Source organism: Streptomyces sp. NPDC087845, assembly GCF_044742755.1.
Lineage (GTDB): Bacteria > Actinomycetota > Actinomycetes > Streptomycetales > Streptomycetaceae > Streptomyces.
Genome location: NZ_JBIUVC010000005.1, coordinates 1 through 15,522 on the forward strand (window position 1 = coordinate 1; position 15,522 = coordinate 15,522).

The following is a 15,522-nucleotide window of genomic DNA, read 5'->3' on the forward strand; positions in this document are numbered from 1 at the left end:
TCAGACTCTTTCGTGTCCGATTCCCGGTCGAAGCGGGGTTGCTTTCCAGTTCTTCGCTTTCGCGTTTCCCTTTCCGGCGAGTCCGACTCTATCAGGCCTTTTCATTCCCCTTGACCAACCTCCTGCAGGCATGCAGGTGCCGATCCGAGTTAGGGTCAGGGCTTAAAAGTCGCCGCCGACCCCCGACGTGAAGTCGTACTGGGGCCAGGCAGGGGTATGACAGTACAGGCAGCCGAGAGTCGAGGCAAATCGTTTCCGGTGCTCCTCCGATGGTCACGAACCGCCAGGACTCGGGCGGAACCGGAACTTCTTATGACTTACTCTGCTGAACAGCACGCTGTCGTCTGCAAGCCGTGACGGCGCCATTCGAGCTCCACCCCTGGGAGGTTCCCCATGACCACTGTGACGTCCCCCCTTGCCGGACGTGCCATCGGGCTCGCCGCCGTGCCGGACCCGGTCTTCTCCGGCGCGATGGTGGGTCCTGGAACCGCCATCGATCCCGTGCGCGAGCCGTCCGAGGCCGTATCACCGGTCGACGGCATCGTTGTCTCCCTGCACCCGCACGCGTTCGTCGTCGTCGACGGGCAGGGACACGGCGTGCTCGTCCACCTCGGCATCGACACCGTCCAGCTCAATGGCGAGGGCTTCGAGCTACTCGTGAACAAGGGGGACACGGTCACCCGCGGCCAGGGGATCGTGCGGTGGGACCCTGCGGGCGTCGAGGCCACCGGCAAGTCGCCCGTGTGCCCGATCGTGGCGCTGGAGGCGACTGCTGACTCCCTCTCCGATGTCCGGGAGGACGGCGACGTCAAGATTGGCGACACGTTGTTCGGTTGGCAGTGACGGACTCGGCGCGATGACGGCCGACTGGATATCCACCGCGGAGGCACGGACCGCCGCACAACCGGGGACGGGTGAAATGGAGACAACGCTGCGAGGCGTCGGCGTGAGTCACGGAGTGGCGATCGGCGAGGTGCGTCATATGGGTACGGCGGTGCTCGAACCGCCGGCGAAGCAGATCCCGGCCGAGGAGGCGGAGCGCGAACAGGGGCGCGCCCGCCAGGCGGTGGAAGCCGTGGCGGCCGATCTGATCGCGCGCGGCAACCTTGCCGGCGGCGAGGCCCAGCATGTGCTCGAGGCTCAGGCCATGATGGCGCAGGACCCCGAGCTGATCGCCGATGTGGATCGGCGCATCGCCGTCGGCAGCACCGCCGAACGCGGCGTCTACGACGCGTTCGCCGCCTATCGGGCGCTGCTCGCCAACGCCGGTGAGTACCTCGCGGGGCGGGTCGCCGACCTCGACGATGTCCGCAATCGGATCGTGGCACGTCTGCTCGGTGTGCCGATGCCCGGTGTACCGGACAGCGACGAGCCCTATGTGCTGATCGCCAGGGACCTGGCGCCCGCCGACACGGCGCTGCTCGACCCTGCCCTGGTGCTCGGCTTCGTGACCGAGGAGGGTGGGCCCACCAGTCACAGCGCGATCCTGGCGCGGGCACTCGGTGTGCCTGCCGTGGTGGCGCTTCCGGGGGCCGGTGAGCTGGCCGAGGGCACGGTCGTCGCGGTGGACGGCAGCACCGGTGAGATCTTCGTCGAGCCCAGCGCCGAGAAGCGTGCGGAGCTGGAGAGCGCCGCTGCCGCTCGCAAGGCCGTGCTGTCCGCTTCGACCGGTCCTGGGGCGACCTCCGACGGTCACAAGGTCCCGCTGCTCGCCAATGTGGGCGGGCCGGGCGATGTACCGGCTGCCGTCGAGGCCGGTGCGGAGGGTGTGGGGCTGTTCCGTACCGAGTTCCTGTTCCTGGACGACAGCAAGCGGGCGCCGTCCGAGGAGAAGCAGGTCGCGGCGTACCGGGCGGTGCTCGAGGCGTTCCCCGAGGGGCGTGTCGTGGTGCGGGTGCTGGATGCCGGTGCCGACAAGCCGCTGGACTTCCTGACGCCGGCGGACGAGCCCAACCCGGCACTGGGTGTGCGTGGGCTGCGGAGCCTGCTGGACCACCCCGAGGTGCTGCGGACCCAGTTGACCGCGCTGGCGAAGGCGGCCGAGGGTCTGCCTGTCCATCTTGAGGTCATGGCTCCGATGGTGGCGGACCGTGCGGACGCGAAGGCCTTCGCCGACGCCTGCCGCGAGGCCGGGCTGGCGGCGAAATTCGGTGCGATGGTGGAGATTCCGTCAGCCGCGCTGCGGGCACGCTCGATCCTGCAGGAGGTCGAGTTCCTCTCGCTGGGTACCAACGACCTGGCGCAGTACACCTTTGCCGCCGACCGTCAGGTGGGCGCGGTGTCGCGGCTGCAGGATCCTTGGCAGCCTGCGCTGCTCGATCTGGTCGCGCTGTCGGCGGAGGCGGCCGGGGCCGAGGGCAAGAGCTGCGGTGTCTGTGGTGAAGCCGCCTCCGATCCTCTGCTCGCCTGTGTCCTGACGGGGCTGGGTGTGACGTCGCTGTCGATGGGTGCCGCGTCCATTCCTTATGTCCGCGCCACGCTGGCGAAGTACACGCTCGCGCAGTGCGAGCGTGCCGCTTCTGCCGCGCGGGCGGCCGACTCCGCCGAAGAGGCGCGGGTGGCGGCTCAGGCCGTGCTGTCGGGCGAGTAGCCCTGCGGTGTCTGTGGCGAAGGGGCTCCCTGCCGATGGCGGGGAGCCCCTTCGGCCTGTCAGTGGTGCGTCTCCGGCTCGTCCGCCCCGATGTCGAAGCCGGCGCAGTACTCCACGTGCGACTCCGGAGCGACGGGTTCGCCGGTGTCGGCGTCGGTGCAGTAGGCGCTGAAGACCTCGCCGGCGGTGAGCGGGACCAGGCTGCCGCGGGCCAGCCGCCAGCCGTGGACCCGGTCCTGGGTCCCGGGGCTGCTCGTCCGGAGTACGACTCCTCCGGGCTTTTCGAGGGCGATGCCTACGGCGAGCACCGTGACGAATTCGGCTCCTTCCGCTGTTTCGAGGCGGGCGGGCCCCGTGGTGTCGCGCTCGGTGTGCAGGACCGCGAGCAGGTGCTCGGTCTCGGTGGGAGTGCTGCAGACGAGGTGGTGGGTGCCCGGGCCGGCCGTCTCCAGCATGCGCAGCAGGAGGTGGGAGGCCCGGTCGAAGGCGGCGCGGCCGATGTCCTGTCCGCAGTCGGCGCATGCTCCGAGGCCGGCCAGGGTCATCGTGGCGTATTCCCAGGTGGCCCGGCGGACGGCTCGACCGACCAGGAGTGGGATCAGGGTGTCGATGGGTTGCCCGGTGTACGCGACGGTGGCGCCGATCGAGGCGATTTCGGCGGTGAAGCGGCTGCGGCTGGCAGGGGTGTCGGGAGCGATTCCGGACTCGGTGCAGAACTCCGCGTACTCCTCGGGGTCGAAGAGGGCGACCGTGGCGTGCACGCCCTGTGCGGCGAGGGCCTTCAGCAGGCCTTCGACCTGCTGGAGGTAGACGGTGTGGTCGTCGAAGGTGAAGGTGCGATAGCGCTGCATCGCCGCGAAGTCCTGCTCGTCGGCCAGGAGGCCGACGGTGCTGGGTGCTTCGCGGCGCAGCGTGCGTCGCATGGATGTCCGGGACCGCCCGTACTCGCCGGTCCCGATGGTCTTGTCCTGCTTGGTGTTCCTGGTGTGCGCCATGACTCCCCCAGTGCGCTGTCGATCATTGCTCACTCAGAGTAATCAGGGGCACTGACAGTGCGGGGGTCAGCGCCGCTTGCGGGCGAGGTCCTCGTAGAAGTGGAGGAGTTCGAGGTTGTCGATCGAGCCGGGATTGACCGCCTTGGCCAGGGCTGTGCCTTGCAGGAGGCGTTTGACCGGAACCTCGATGCGCTTGCCGGTGAGGGTGTGCGGGATACCGGGAACCTCGATGATCTCGTCCGGGACGTGGCGCGGGGAGAGGTTCGCGCGGATGGTCTGCTTGATGCTGTCGCGCAGGTCGTCGTCGAGCGAGGCACCGTCGGCGAGGTGGACGAAGAGCGGCATCCAGTACCCGCCGTCGGGCTCTTCGAGGCCGATGACGAGGGACTCGCGGATCTCGGGGAGCCGTTCGACGGCTTCGTAGATGTCAGAGGAGCCCATCCGGACACCCTGGCGGTTGAGGGTGGAGTCGGAGCGGCCGTGGATGACGACGGAGCCGTGTTCGGTGATCGTGATCCAGTCGCCGTGGCGCCAGACTCCGGGGTACATGTCGAAGTAGCTGTCGTGGTAGCGGCTGCCGTCGGGGTCATTCCAGAAGCGGATCGGCATGGAGGGCAGGGGTGCGGCGACGACGAGCTCGCCGACCTCGCCGATGAGTGGCTTGCCCGCGGGGTCCCAGGCCTGGAGGTCCGTGCCGAGGCACGGTGCCTGGAGCTCGCCGATGTGCACGGGGAGGGTGGGGACCGCGCCGGCGAAGCAGCTGCAGACGTCGGTGCCGCCGCTGACGGAGGCGATCCACAGGTTGTCGTCCACCTCGTCGTGGAGCCAGCGGAATCCGTCGGGCGGGAGCGGGGAGCCGGTGGTGGCGACGCACTGGACGCGGGAGAGGTCGAAGTCGCGGCCCGGGTGGACGCCGGCTTTGCGGCAGGCCATGACATAGGCGGCGGAGGTGCCGAAGAGGGTTGCTCCGGTCTGTTCGGCGACGCGCCACTGGGCGCTGACGTCCGGGTAGCCGGGGCTTCCGTCGTACAGCACGAGTGTCGTCCCGGTCAGCAGGCCGGAGACGAGGAAGTTCCACATCATCCAGCCGGTGGAGGTGTACCAGAAGAAGCGGTCGTCGGGGCCGAGGTCGCAGTGCAGTCCGACCTGCTTGAAGTGTTCCAGCAGGATGCCGCCCTGGGACTGGACGATCGCCTTGGGGAGTCCGGTGGTGCCGGAGGAGTAGAGCACCCACAGCGGATGGTCGAAGGGGACCTGTTCGAAGACGGGCTCGGTGTCCGCCGACGTGAGGGCGGACCAGTCGAGGGCGCCCTCCGGGGCCTCGGTGCCCAGCAGCGGGATGTGGACGACGGCGCGCAGGGTGGGGAGTTCGCGGCGCAGCTCGGCGACCGTGTCGGTGCGGTCGTGCTCCTTGCCGCCGTAGCGGTAGCCGTCGACGGTGAAGAGGACGACCGGTTCGACCTGCTGGAAGCGGTCGAGGACGCTGCGGGCGCCGAAGTCGGGGGCGCAGGAGGTCCAGACGCCGCCGACGGCCGCGGTGGCGAGGAAGGCGACGACCGCCTGGGGGATGTTGGGGACGTAGGCGCTGACGCGGTCGCCCGGTGCGACGCCGAGGGCGCGGAGTTCGGCGGCGAGCGATCCGACCTGTCGGCGGAGTCCGGACCAGGAGAGGGGGACCTGGGTGTGGGTCTCGTCGACGTGGATCAGGGCGGGGGCGTCGGCGCGCAGGGGGTCGTCGGCGGTGCGCAGCGCGTGTTCCGCGTAGTTGAGGGTGGCGCCGGGAAACCACTGGGCGCCGGGCATGGTGCGGTCGCCGATGACGGATTCGTACGGGGTGGAGAACCGTACGTCGAACCAGTCGGCGACGGCCCGCCAGAAGGTGTCGAGCTCGTCGACCGACCAGCGGTGCAGCGCCTGGTAGCCGCCTTCGGCCGGTGCTCCGTAGCGCTCGGCCGCCCAGTTCTGGAAGCGGGTGACGGCGGCGGCCGCGATGCGGTCGGGGCCGGGCTGCCAGAGGGGGGCGTCGTTGGCTGCTGCGGTCATGGCGGCTCCCTGACTGTACGGGTACGCGGGGTGGGCGTGGGTCGCGCGCACACGTGCTGGGGTGTGCGCGTGAGGCGGCTTTTACGGACGATGCCACGTGATCGTCTTTCGCACCAGGGTTCGTCGCCCATGGTCGCGTGTCCGGACATGTGGTCCGGCCACGGGTGAACGGAAGTTGAACGGCGCCCGCACCCGCCCTGTCGGGTGGCAGGGTGAGCTGCATGAACGGTCGTGACCTGGTGCGCTCGGTGAAGATGGTCGGTTCGGTGCGGGGGCTGCGCACGATGCGCTCCTCCTGGCGGCGCCGGAATGCGGATGCGCGGGCGCTGCCCCGGCGCGGTGCGGAGCGGGCGAGGGTGCCGGGCCTCGTGGTGGGGGCGGAGCCGGGGCCGGGCGGGGGTGTGGTGCGGTTCGCGCGTTCGGAGTTGCGGGTCCGGGTGGCAGTGGGCGGGGCGGTGTTCTGGGGCTGGGACGGGGCGGACCCGCTGCCGTCGTACGCGTTGCCCGGCGCGGCGCCGGAGGCGGATCCGCGGGCCGAGCTGGAGCCGGACAAGGACGGCGGCTGGCAGGTCGTCTCGGAGCGGCTGACCGTCGCGGTGTCGCGGCACGGGGCCGTGGAGCTGCGTACGCCGGGCGGGGTGGTGCTCCGGCGCGAGCTGCCGCCGCGCTGGTGGGAGCCGGTCGCGGGCGGTGCCGCTCGCTGGGTGCAGCGGTCCGAGGTGCCGGCGGATGCCCGGTTCTTCGGGCTCGGCGGGCGGGCGTCCGGGCCGCGGTTGCGGGACGGTGTGTACCGGCTGTGGAACACCGATCCGGGTGGGCGCTTCGGGCCGGATGACGATCCGCTGTACCTGACGATGCCGGTGCAGCTGGTGGTCTCCGATGCGGGGACGCATCTGCTGTTCCACGACAATTCCTGGTCGGGGCGGGTGACGCTGCGCGAGGGCGAGGAGGGCGCGGGATCCGGCCACGACCGCCCGGGGATGTGCGAGGTACGGATGGACGGGGGGCCGCTGCGCTGCTGGGTGATGGCCGGTACGCCGGCCCGCGTGTTGCAGGGCTGGACGGCGCTGACGGGTGCGCCCGCGCTGCCGCCGTCCTGGGCGCTGGGTCCGCAGCATGCCCGTTGGGGGTTCGGGAGCGAGCGGGAGGTGCGACGGGTCGTCGCCGGTTACCGGGAGCGGGGGTTGCCCCTGTCGGTGCTGCATCTGGACATCGACCACTACGACGCGCACCGGGTGTTCACCGTCGACCGCGGGCGCTTTCCCGATCTTCCGGGGCTGGCGAAGGAGTTGCGGGAGGACGGGGTGCGGCTGGTGTCGATCGTCGATCCCGCGGTGAAGGCGGAGCCGGGGAACGCGGTGTTCGACTCGGGCGCGGCGGTCGGGAGCCGCGGGGCGTTCGTCCGGGACGCGCGCGGGCGGTTGGTGCGCGGGGAGGTGTGGCCGGGTGAGTGCGTGTATCCGGACTTCACCGATCCGCAGGTGCGGGACTGGTGGGGCGGGCTGTACGAGGAGCGGTTCACGCAGGGGTTCTCCGGTGTGTGGCACGACATGAACGAGCCGGTGTCGTTCGCGGCGTTCGGGGATCCGACGCTGCCGCGGTCGGCGCGGCACTGCCTGGAGGGCCGCGGGGGTGATCATCGCGAGGCCCACAATGTGTACGGGCTCGCGATGGCGCGTGCCGGGTACGAAGGGCTCCGTCGGCTGCGGCCGGAGACACGTCCGTTTCTGTTCTCGCGTTCCGGTTGGGCGGGGATGCAGCGGTACGGGGGGACCTGGTCCGGGGATGTGGAGACCGGCTGGCCCGGGCTGCGGGCCTCGCTGGCGCTGGTGCTGGGGCTGGGGCTGTGCGGGGTTCCGTATTCGGGGCCTGATGTGGGCGGGTTCGACGGGGCGCCGTCGCCGGAGCTGTATCTGCGGTGGTTCCAGCTGGGTGCGTACCTGCCCTTGTTCCGTACCCACAGCGCCGTCGACGCGGGGCGGCGGGAGCCGTGGGAGTTCGGGCCGGGGGTGCTTGAGCACGCGCGGGCCGCGCTGAAGGAACGGGAGCGGCTCCACCCCTACTTCGTGACGCTGGCGCAACTGTCCGGGCTGACCGGTGCACCGTATGTGCGACCGCTCTGGTGGGGTACGCCGGGTGAGCGGTCGTTGCGGGATTGCGAAGACGCGTTCTTGCTGGGTGACGCCCTGCTGGTGGCGCCTGTGCTGGAGCGTGGCGCGGACCGCCGGGCGGTGCGGCTGCCGCGGGGGCGTTGGTACGACACGGCGACGGGTGAGGCGTACGAGGGGCCCGGTCAGGTGTTGCTCGATGCTCCGTTGTCGCGGGTTCCGGTGTTGGCGCGGGCGGGTTCGGTGCTGCCCGTGCGGGGCGCCGACGGGGGTGTGGAGCTGGAGGTGTGGGCTCCGGCCGCGGGGCGCAGTGGTGGTGGTCTGGTGGTCCGGGACGCGGGTGACGGCTGGGAGCGGGCGGAGGTCGAGCGGTATACGTCGCGGCTGGTGGACGGGGAGGTTGTGGTGGAGCGGGAGGGTGAGGAGGGGCCGGTGAACGGTCCGGTGCGCGTCCGCGGGTTGTAGGCCGCGCGCCGTGTTCCGGAAGTGGCCTCGGGCCGGTCAGGGGTAGCCCCCGTCGAACCAGGTGCGGACGGCCCGGGTGTGCAGGGGGAAAGCGAGCTCGGTGGGTGTGCGGAGCAGGTGGAAGCCGGAGGTCTCGTCGGTGGGCACGGAGGGCGGGAGGCTGTCGGCGGGGCGTTCCGGGAGCAGGCCGAAGAGGAGCAGATGGCCGTCCGGGGCGCTGAGGGCATCGGCCAGGCGCACGTCCTCAGCGCCGGCTTCGATGCCGGTCTCCTCGCGCAGTTCGCGTACGACGGCGTGCTTCCAGTCCTCGTCGTGGTCGATGAAGCCGCCGGGGAGCGCGAGGCCGCCGCGGTGGGGCGGGACGGTGCGGGTGATGACGACGAGGCCGGTGCCGTCCCGGTCGGTGGCGGGGAGCAGCGCCACGGCGACCGGCAGCGGGTTGCGGTAGGCCTTTTCTCCGCAGGCGGCGCAGGTGCGGGGCCAGGCGGCGGAGGTCGCCGACGCGGCGAACAGCGCTCCGCAGCTGCCGCAGTGGGAGTCCTTGGCCGGCTTCTCGGGGTCGCTCATGGGGGCGGACACGCGCGGACTGTATCCGATCGCCCGCCGGGCGTGCCGTTCTGCTGGATTATGTGCTCATGACAGGTATCGCTTCCGCTCTCCGTGTCCTGGCCACTGCCGCTGCCGCCGCCCTGCTCGCCGTCACCGCCACCGCCCCCGTGGCGCAGGCGGGGCCCGAGCCGAAGGCCCCTGAGGAGTTCGTCGCGCTGCGTTCGGTGGATCCGACGATCATCCAGGAGATGCGCTACCCCACCGCGCACAACTTCATGGGCGTGCCGGTGGACGGCTACCGTCAGCCGCTCTGCATCCTGACCCGGCCGGCGGCCCTGGCCCTGCACCGCGCGCAGACCCGGCTGCTGGCGCAGGGCTACTCACTGAAGGTGTACGACTGCTACCGGCCGCAGCGGGCGGTCGACCACTTCGTACGGTGGGCGAAGGATCTCGGTGACGAGACCATGAAGGGCGAGTTCTATCCGCGCGTCGACAAGGCACGGCTGTTCGCCGACGGCTACATCGCGGAGAAATCCGGACACAGCCGCGGCAGCACGGTGGATCTGACGCTGGTGGAACTGCCGGCCGCACCGACCGGACCGTACCTGCCGGGCGGGCAGCAGGTGCCCTGCTACGCGCCCCGCTCCGACCGCTTCCCCGACAACTCCCTGGACATGGGCACGGGGTTCGACTGCTTCGACACGCTCTCCCACACGGACGACCCCCGTATCCAGGGAGCTCAGCGTGCCCATCGGCAGTTCCTGCGGAAGACGCTCGCCAATGCCGGTTTCGTGAATCTGGCCGAGGAATGGTGGCACTACACGTTCAAGCCCGAGCTGTTCCCGGACACCTACTTCGACTTCCCGGTGGCCAGGAGGTCCGTCGCGGGGCACTGACACACGTGCGGAGAAAGAGCGGCCGGGACCACCCCCGTGGGTCCCGGCCGCCCGCTCTTCCTCTCGGACGCGAACCGACCGTTTCCGGTTGCCACCCCAGCCGTTACGGTGCCCGTATGCCACAGCAGACGTTCGATTCCTACGAAGAGTTCTGGCCCTACTACGTCGCGATGCACTCCCGGGCCGCGACCCGCTGGGTCCATCTGACGGGCACCCTCACCGGGCTCGCGGTCACCGCGTACGGCCTGGCGCGCGGCCGCAAGAGGTACGCGGCCGCGTTGCCCCTGATCGGGTACGGGACCGCCTGGCCCGCGCACTTCCTCATCGAGAAGAACAATCCGGCCACCTTCGGGCACCCGGCCTGGTCGCTGCGTGGCGACGTGCAGATGATCCGGATGATGCTGGCGGGCCGCGACCGGGAGCTGGCGGAGATCGCGGCCAAGTGGCTCGCCGACAACCGCTGACCGCTCCCGCCGGCAGCCTTGACGGCCCCTCACGCCGGGTGAAAAATCCTTGCGCGGTCAGGCAGTGACGCGCGGCCCGTACCCCGGTCGGCGGGGGTGCGGGCCGCGTTGTCCGTACCGCGGTCGCCGTACGGGCCGCTACGTCGTGGCGGGCTCGCGGGGGCGCTCCGCACGGGCCACCGCATGCTCGACGACCGTCACCAGCACGTCCCGCGCGGAGGAGCGGTCGCGCGCGTCGCACATCAGGACCGGCACCTCGGGATCGAGGTCCAGCGCCGCCTGCACCGTCTCGGTGGCGAACTTGTCCGCTCCCTCGAAGCAGTTGACGGCGACGGTGAAGGGAATCCTGCGGCGCTCGAAGTAGTCGACCGCCGCGAAGCAGTCCTGGAGCCGCCGGGTGTCCGCGATCACGACCGCGCCCAGCGCGCCCTGGGCCAGTTCGTCCCACAGGAACCAGAAGCGGTCCTGCCCCGGGGTGCCGAACAGGTACAGCACCAGGTCCTCGCGGAGGGTGATCCGGCCGAAGTCCATGGCCACGGTGGTGGTGGTCTTGGCCTCCACGCCCGCCACGTCGTCCACCGGGCGGCCCGCCTCGCTGAGTCTCTCCTCCGTACGCAGCGGCCTGATCTCGCTGACCGCGCCGACCAGAGTCGTCTTGCCCACTCCGAAGCCGCCCGCCACCAGGATTTTCAGGGTAACGGGCTCCACGGGCCGCCTGTTGCGGCTAGAGCGCCCGAAGGCCATTGATCACCTCGCGAAGAATGTTCACATCCGGCAGCTCCGCCGGCGGAACGGGACGGGTTACGTGCACCAGCTCGTCCTCGACGAGATCACCGACCAGCACCCGGACCACCCCTACGGGGAGGTCCAGGCCGGCCGCGAGCTCGGCGATCGACTGGGGCATGTCACTGCAGAGTTCGACGATCTCCACATGTTCCGGGGAGAGCGTCTGGTCCCGGCCGGGGTCGTCGGCCGCGGGTTCGGGGACGACGACCGCGATCAGGTCGAGGCGATGGCGGGAGGCGCTGCTGGTACGGCCCCGGGTCATCGCGTACGGACGGACCACGGGTCCCGCATCGGCGTCGTACCAGCGCGATGCCTGCGGGTCCGCGGGCACGGCCGGAGATCTGGAGAAGTCAGCGCTCATGCCGTCCCCTCACCCCCCGGCGGACAGACCGGTCGTCCGGGGAGCGTTGGCCAGGTGGGCGCCGACGCGCTTGACCATCAGCGTCATCTCGTACGCCACCTGGCCGACGTCGGAGTCGGCATCGGCCAGCACGGCGAGACAGCTGCCGTCACCGGCCGCCGTGACGAAGAGGAACGCCTCGTCGAGTTCGACGACGGTCTGGCGCACCCGGCCCGCGTCGAAGTGGCGCCCCACCCCCTTGGCGAGGCTGTGGAATCCGGAGGCGACGGCCGCCAGATGTTCGCTGTCCTCGCGGGTCAGATCCTTGGACGTGCCGGTGGCGAGGCCGTCGCTGGAGAGCACCAGCGCCTTGTGGATGCTGGCGACGCGCTCGACGAGTTCGTCGAGGAGCCAGTTCAGCTGGCCGGAGCCCTGGCGTGCGGTGTTGGGTGCTGCGGCGTTCGGTGCGGTCATCGACCGTCCCCTCCCGAAGTGGTTCCTTGTGCTGTGTCACCGGGACCGGTCACGTCCTCGGCGTTCTGCCTCCGGCCGCGCTGCCAGCCGCGCTGGAGCGAAGCCATGCGGCTGCGCACCTCGTCCGCATCGCGCTCGAAGTCCTGGTCCGGTTCCGTACGGACCGGCTCCGCATCGCGGCCGCCGGAGACTTCGCGAAGCTGCGGGGCGAGGCTTGCCTGCCTGATGCGCCGGGGCAGGCCGCCCACCGTCTCGGGGGCCGCGCCCGGGGCTGCCGGGGGCGCGGTTTCAGTCGGCGCGACGGGTTCGGTGGGCGCGGCAGGACCGGTGGGTTTCCGGAAGCCGGCGGGCTGCCGGATTTCGGTGGGCTGCCGCGGCTCGGAGGGCCCGCCGGTGTCGGCGGCGGAGAGCCGCGGGCCGGCGGCCGGCGGCCTGAACCCGGCGTCACGGGTGGGACCGTCGGGGCCGGAAGCGGGGTCGTGCTCGGCGGCCGCGGGGTGGGCGCGGCCCGCCTCGTCGACCCGGCGGCCGTTGTCGGTGACCAGGATCGGCGGTTTGCGGCGGGGCAGCGGCACCGGGCCGCCGGGACGTCTCGCCCGTACACCGGCCGCGGACTGTCCCGCCTGGTCGGACGCCTGCTGGTGCTGTTCGCGGTCACCGTCGCGCCGGAGGTCGCGGGAGCGGAAGATGCCTCCGCGTTCGCTCTCGGTGTCGTCGATGTCGGACACGCCGCCGGGCAGGGGGTCGAGCAGGGGATCGAGTACGGGGTCGTTCTCGAAGCCCAGTGCTTCCACGGGTCCTTCGAGCTCCACCGGTCCGTCCAGGAGGGCCGGGTCCACGAGGCCGGTGGGGACGGGGGCCAGGCCGGAGGACCTGCCGGTGGCCCGGCGGTCGGGCGCGCCGTCCCTGCGGTCCTTGTCGCCGCCCGGTACCTGTCCGGCCGCCTTTGCGCTGCCGATCGCCTTCTCGGACCGGCGGTCGAGCCGGAATCCGGTGCCGTGCGTGTCCGGTGCGTCGGTGAGGAGCGCCGCGGGAATGAAGACGACCGCGGTCGTGCCACCGTACGGAGAGGTCTGCAACGAGACCCGGACGTTCTGCCGCTGGGCGAGACGGCTGACCACGAAGAGACCGAGCCGGTCGGTGTCGGAGAGCTCGAACTCCGGGGTCTCGGCGAGCCTCAGATTGGCGTCGAGGAGGACATCCGGGGCCATGCCGAGGCCCCGGTCGTGGATTTCGAGCGTGAAACCGTTGGCGACGCGTTCGCCGAGCACCTGCACCGCGGTGTGCGGGGGCGAGAACACGGTGGCGTTCTCCAGGAGTTCGGCGATCAGATGGGTGAGGTCGGCGACAGCGGGGCCGCCCACACCGAAGCGGGGCAGCCTGCGGACCTCGATCCGCTCGTAGTCCTCGACCTCGGCGACCGCCGCCCGTACCACGTCCATCAACTGGATCGGCTTGCGCCACTGACGGGACGGCGCGGCACCGGAGAGGATCACCAGGCCCTCGGCATGGCGTCGCATGCGCGTGGTGAGGTGGTCGAGGCGGAAGAGGTCCGCGAGTTCATCGGTGTTCTCGGTGCGGCGCTCCATGGTGTCCAGGAGCGTCAACTGCCGGTGCAGCAGCACCTGGTTGCGGCGGGCGAGATTGACGAAGACCTCGGACACCCCGCGTCGCATGTCCGCCTGCCTGACCGCGGCTTCGACGGCCGCCCGTTGCAGGGTGTTGAGAGCCTGTCCGACCTGTCCGATCTCGTCCCGTTCGTACTGGAGGCGCGGTGCCTCGGTCTCGACATCGACCTGTTCACCGGCGGCGAGGCGGCGCATCACGCTCGGCAGCCGTATGCCGGAGACCTCGTGGGCGTCCTTGCGGAGCCGGGAGAGGTCACGGATGAGCTCACGGCCGATGCGTACGGAGACGAACACCGAGGCGAGCAGGGCGAGGAAGCCGAGGACGCCCGCGACGCCCGCCTTGATCAGGACGCTGTAGCCGGCGGGCTTGCCGCGGTCCTGGAAGCGGTTGTTCATCTCGGTGGAGTCGCTGGCCAGCCGGTCCAGGACGGGCGGAGCGACCTCCTGCCAGCGCTCGGCGTCGACCGCTCGCGGGTCCTGGGTGGGACCACCGTTGAGGAGCGTGCTCTCGGCCGTTCTCAGTGCTTCGCTGTCCGGGCTCGCCCAGTACTGCTCGACGCGTTGGCGTTCCGACGAGGGAAGCATCTCGCCATTTGTCTCGTAGAGCAGCTTCCGATTGGCGACGAGGTCGGAGATCTGGCGCAGTTCGGCGGCGGAGAGCCGGCCGGCGACGAGCGCCGAGGCCACCAGGGCGTCTTCGCGGGAGAGCATTTCGCGGGCTCGTGAGATACCGGCCAGGGCGCGGACCTGCTTGTCCATCGACACGTTCTCGATCGTGCGGAGACCGTTCAGAAAGCGGTAGCAGGGATCTATGAGACGGTCGTAGAACTCCATCGCCTTCAGACGGTCGATGGTGCGTTTCTCGACCGAATCGCGGAGCGCGCCAAGGCCCTCGACCGTGCGGAGGACCGCATTCAGCTGGGTCTCGTCCTCGGGCCTCAGTGCGTCGCGAATGCCCTTCTGCCGTGCACTGTCCTGGACGTCCGCGACGACGCGGTCGGTGGCCGCTCGTTGGCGCCGCAGAAGGGGAAGGGCATTGGATGCTCTGGGGTCGGCGAGAAAGACCACGGTCTGGCGGCGCTCGTCCTGGATCGCGCGGACGGTGTCCTCCAGAGGATGGCCCACCTTCTCCACGATGGTGCTCGCACTCAGCAGGTGGCTTGCCTCGCGCCCCGTCAGGAACGTGGCGAAACCCCAGAGTCCGGTGAGGGAGACGAGCGGCACCAGCAGCAGGGCCACGATCTTCCTGCGGATGGACTTCCCGCGAAAGCGCATGGCCTCCCCCAGACCGACCCCACGGGTCGGGGATCGTGTTCCGTCAACAAACGGCGCGAGCCTACTACTGACAGCCAGGCAACTCGAAGAGATGTCCGTGATGTTTTTCAGCCGGACTCCCCGTTGTTGATCATGAGTTGTCCGGGTATTCCGGGCTATTAAATTCGCGAAAGCGGCAGAAGAGACCGGTCGGAGCAGCATACGATCCGTCAGGGCAGTTGGCTTGAATTCTTCGTTCGATGACGGTTCGAGGGAATCTTCACAGCTGGTCACTCGTCTCTCTGTACGGGGCAGGGAGAACACGGGGAGCGCTCGGGGCAGACGGTCCGATCCGCCCGCGTAGACACGGCGTACGCCGGGCAACAACCCTGAAGTCGGACAGCGGTGGGGAGTTGAGGGTCCTTGGATACGGAAGAGCGTCGGAGCCCGGTGCCGCCGGCACCGGTCGCGACGGCGGCCTCGGCAGCGACCGGCGGGGCGAGGATCCCACGCCAGGAGCGTCGGCAGCTCTGGGTGGAGGAGCCGGCGACACGTCGGCGGATGCCGGATCCGGTGCGTACGGCCGCTGTGCGTGCCGTGCTCATCATGTCGTTGACGATCATCCAGGCCGTGGTCGCGTTCCTGTGCACATTGGCGGGGTCCTGGCTGGCCTTTCCGATGGTGCTGAGCGGTGTGGGCAGCACCGTGGTCGCGACCTGGTCGGTGCTGGACGTCTGGGTCACCCGGCAGGTCTGGAATCAGCGCAACGGCGTGGTGTCCGTGCCGAGCAGTTCGGCGCGGCAGTTGCGCCGTGAGCGGCGCAGAGCACGACGAGCAGCGCGGACCGCGCGGCGGGACGATGCCCGGATACGCCGCCGGGGCGCGGGCAGCCTCTCGCAGGCCTGAGCGGCGCCGGTCCACCGGGCGGTG

The 15,522-nt window shown here is 70.6% G+C and carries 13 protein-coding genes; 6 read left to right on the forward strand and 7 right to left on the reverse strand.

What is annotated here, in order from left to right; translation table 11 throughout:
• The first annotated feature begins 393 nt into the window (after positions 1 to 393).
• Positions 394 to 843 (forward strand): PTS glucose transporter subunit IIA, encoded by a 450-nt coding sequence (locus tag ACIOMQ_RS14510; RefSeq protein WP_362208889.1) that lies wholly within the window; start codon positions 394 to 396, stop codon positions 841 to 843.
• A 76-nt stretch (positions 844 to 919) separates the two neighbouring features.
• Positions 920 to 2,590, forward strand: coding sequence for a phosphoenolpyruvate--protein phosphotransferase (gene ptsP / locus ACIOMQ_RS14515; RefSeq protein ID WP_362208891.1), 1,671 nt, complete (start codon positions 920 to 922; stop codon positions 2,588 to 2,590).
• A 59-nt stretch (positions 2,591 to 2,649) separates the two neighbouring features.
• Here ptsP and ACIOMQ_RS14520 read toward each other — a convergent pair whose 3' ends face one another.
• Both ACIOMQ_RS14520 and ACIOMQ_RS14525 read right to left on the reverse strand, forming a co-directional pair.
• Positions 2,650 to 3,585, reverse strand: coding sequence for a hypothetical protein (locus tag ACIOMQ_RS14520; protein ID WP_362208894.1), 936 nt, complete (start codon positions 3,583 to 3,585; stop codon positions 2,650 to 2,652).
• Positions 3,586 to 3,651: 66 nt separating this feature from the next.
• Positions 3,652 to 5,628 carry an acetoacetate--CoA ligase gene (locus ACIOMQ_RS14525; RefSeq protein ID WP_362208897.1) on the reverse strand — a complete coding sequence of 659 codons (1,977 nt, stop codon included), beginning with the start codon at positions 5,626 to 5,628 and terminating at the stop codon, positions 3,652 to 3,654.
• Between the two features lie 221 nt (positions 5,629 to 5,849).
• Between ACIOMQ_RS14525 and ACIOMQ_RS14530 the strand changes: the two genes are divergently transcribed.
• Positions 5,850 to 8,201 (forward strand): glycoside hydrolase family 31 protein, encoded by a 2,352-nt coding sequence (locus tag ACIOMQ_RS14530; protein ID WP_402189114.1) that lies wholly within the window; start codon positions 5,850 to 5,852, stop codon positions 8,199 to 8,201.
• 36 nt (positions 8,202 to 8,237) lie between these two features.
• On the opposite strand, the gene ACIOMQ_RS14535 is transcribed toward ACIOMQ_RS14530, so the two are convergent.
• Positions 8,238 to 8,768, reverse strand: a complete 531-nt coding sequence (locus tag ACIOMQ_RS14535) for an NUDIX domain-containing protein (RefSeq protein ID WP_402189290.1) — start codon at positions 8,766 to 8,768, stop codon at positions 8,238 to 8,240.
• Between the two features lie 68 nt (positions 8,769 to 8,836).
• Here ACIOMQ_RS14535 and ACIOMQ_RS14540 point away from each other — a divergent pair, with 68 nt between their 5' ends.
• Positions 8,837 to 9,646, forward strand: coding sequence for a M15 family metallopeptidase (locus tag ACIOMQ_RS14540; protein WP_402189116.1), 810 nt, complete (start codon positions 8,837 to 8,839; stop codon positions 9,644 to 9,646).
• A 116-nt stretch (positions 9,647 to 9,762) separates the two neighbouring features.
• Positions 9,763 to 10,110 (forward strand): DUF962 domain-containing protein, encoded by a 348-nt coding sequence (locus ACIOMQ_RS14545; RefSeq protein WP_362208905.1) that lies wholly within the window; start codon positions 9,763 to 9,765, stop codon positions 10,108 to 10,110.
• Positions 10,111 to 10,248: 138 nt separating this feature from the next.
• On the opposite strand, the gene ACIOMQ_RS14550 is transcribed toward ACIOMQ_RS14545, so the two are convergent.
• From ACIOMQ_RS14550 to ACIOMQ_RS14565, 4 genes are read right to left on the reverse strand one after another with little or no spacing between them, the layout of a single operon-like run.
• A complete protein-coding gene (locus tag ACIOMQ_RS14550; RefSeq protein ID WP_362208907.1) occupies positions 10,249 to 10,854 on the reverse strand; it encodes an ATP/GTP-binding protein in 606 nt (201 codons plus the stop codon).
• Positions 10,835 to 11,257, reverse strand: coding sequence for a DUF742 domain-containing protein (locus ACIOMQ_RS14555; protein ID WP_362208910.1), 423 nt, complete (start codon positions 11,255 to 11,257; stop codon positions 10,835 to 10,837). Before ACIOMQ_RS14555 ends, ACIOMQ_RS14550 begins: the two co-directional genes overlap by 20 nt.
• A gap of 9 nt (positions 11,258 to 11,266) precedes the next feature.
• Positions 11,267 to 11,710, reverse strand: a complete 444-nt coding sequence (locus ACIOMQ_RS14560) for a roadblock/LC7 domain-containing protein (protein WP_362208912.1) — start codon at positions 11,708 to 11,710, stop codon at positions 11,267 to 11,269.
• Positions 11,707 to 14,613 carry a nitrate- and nitrite sensing domain-containing protein gene (locus ACIOMQ_RS14565; RefSeq protein WP_402189119.1) on the reverse strand — a complete coding sequence of 969 codons (2,907 nt, stop codon included), beginning with the start codon at positions 14,611 to 14,613 and terminating at the stop codon, positions 11,707 to 11,709. The genes ACIOMQ_RS14560 and ACIOMQ_RS14565 overlap by 4 nt, the downstream gene beginning before the upstream one ends.
• Before the next feature lie 402 nt (positions 14,614 to 15,015).
• Between ACIOMQ_RS14565 and ACIOMQ_RS14570 the strand changes: the two genes are divergently transcribed.
• A complete protein-coding gene (locus ACIOMQ_RS14570; RefSeq protein WP_401270708.1) occupies positions 15,016 to 15,498 on the forward strand; it encodes a hypothetical protein in 483 nt (160 codons plus the stop codon).
• Positions 15,499 to 15,522 lie beyond the last annotated feature (24 nt).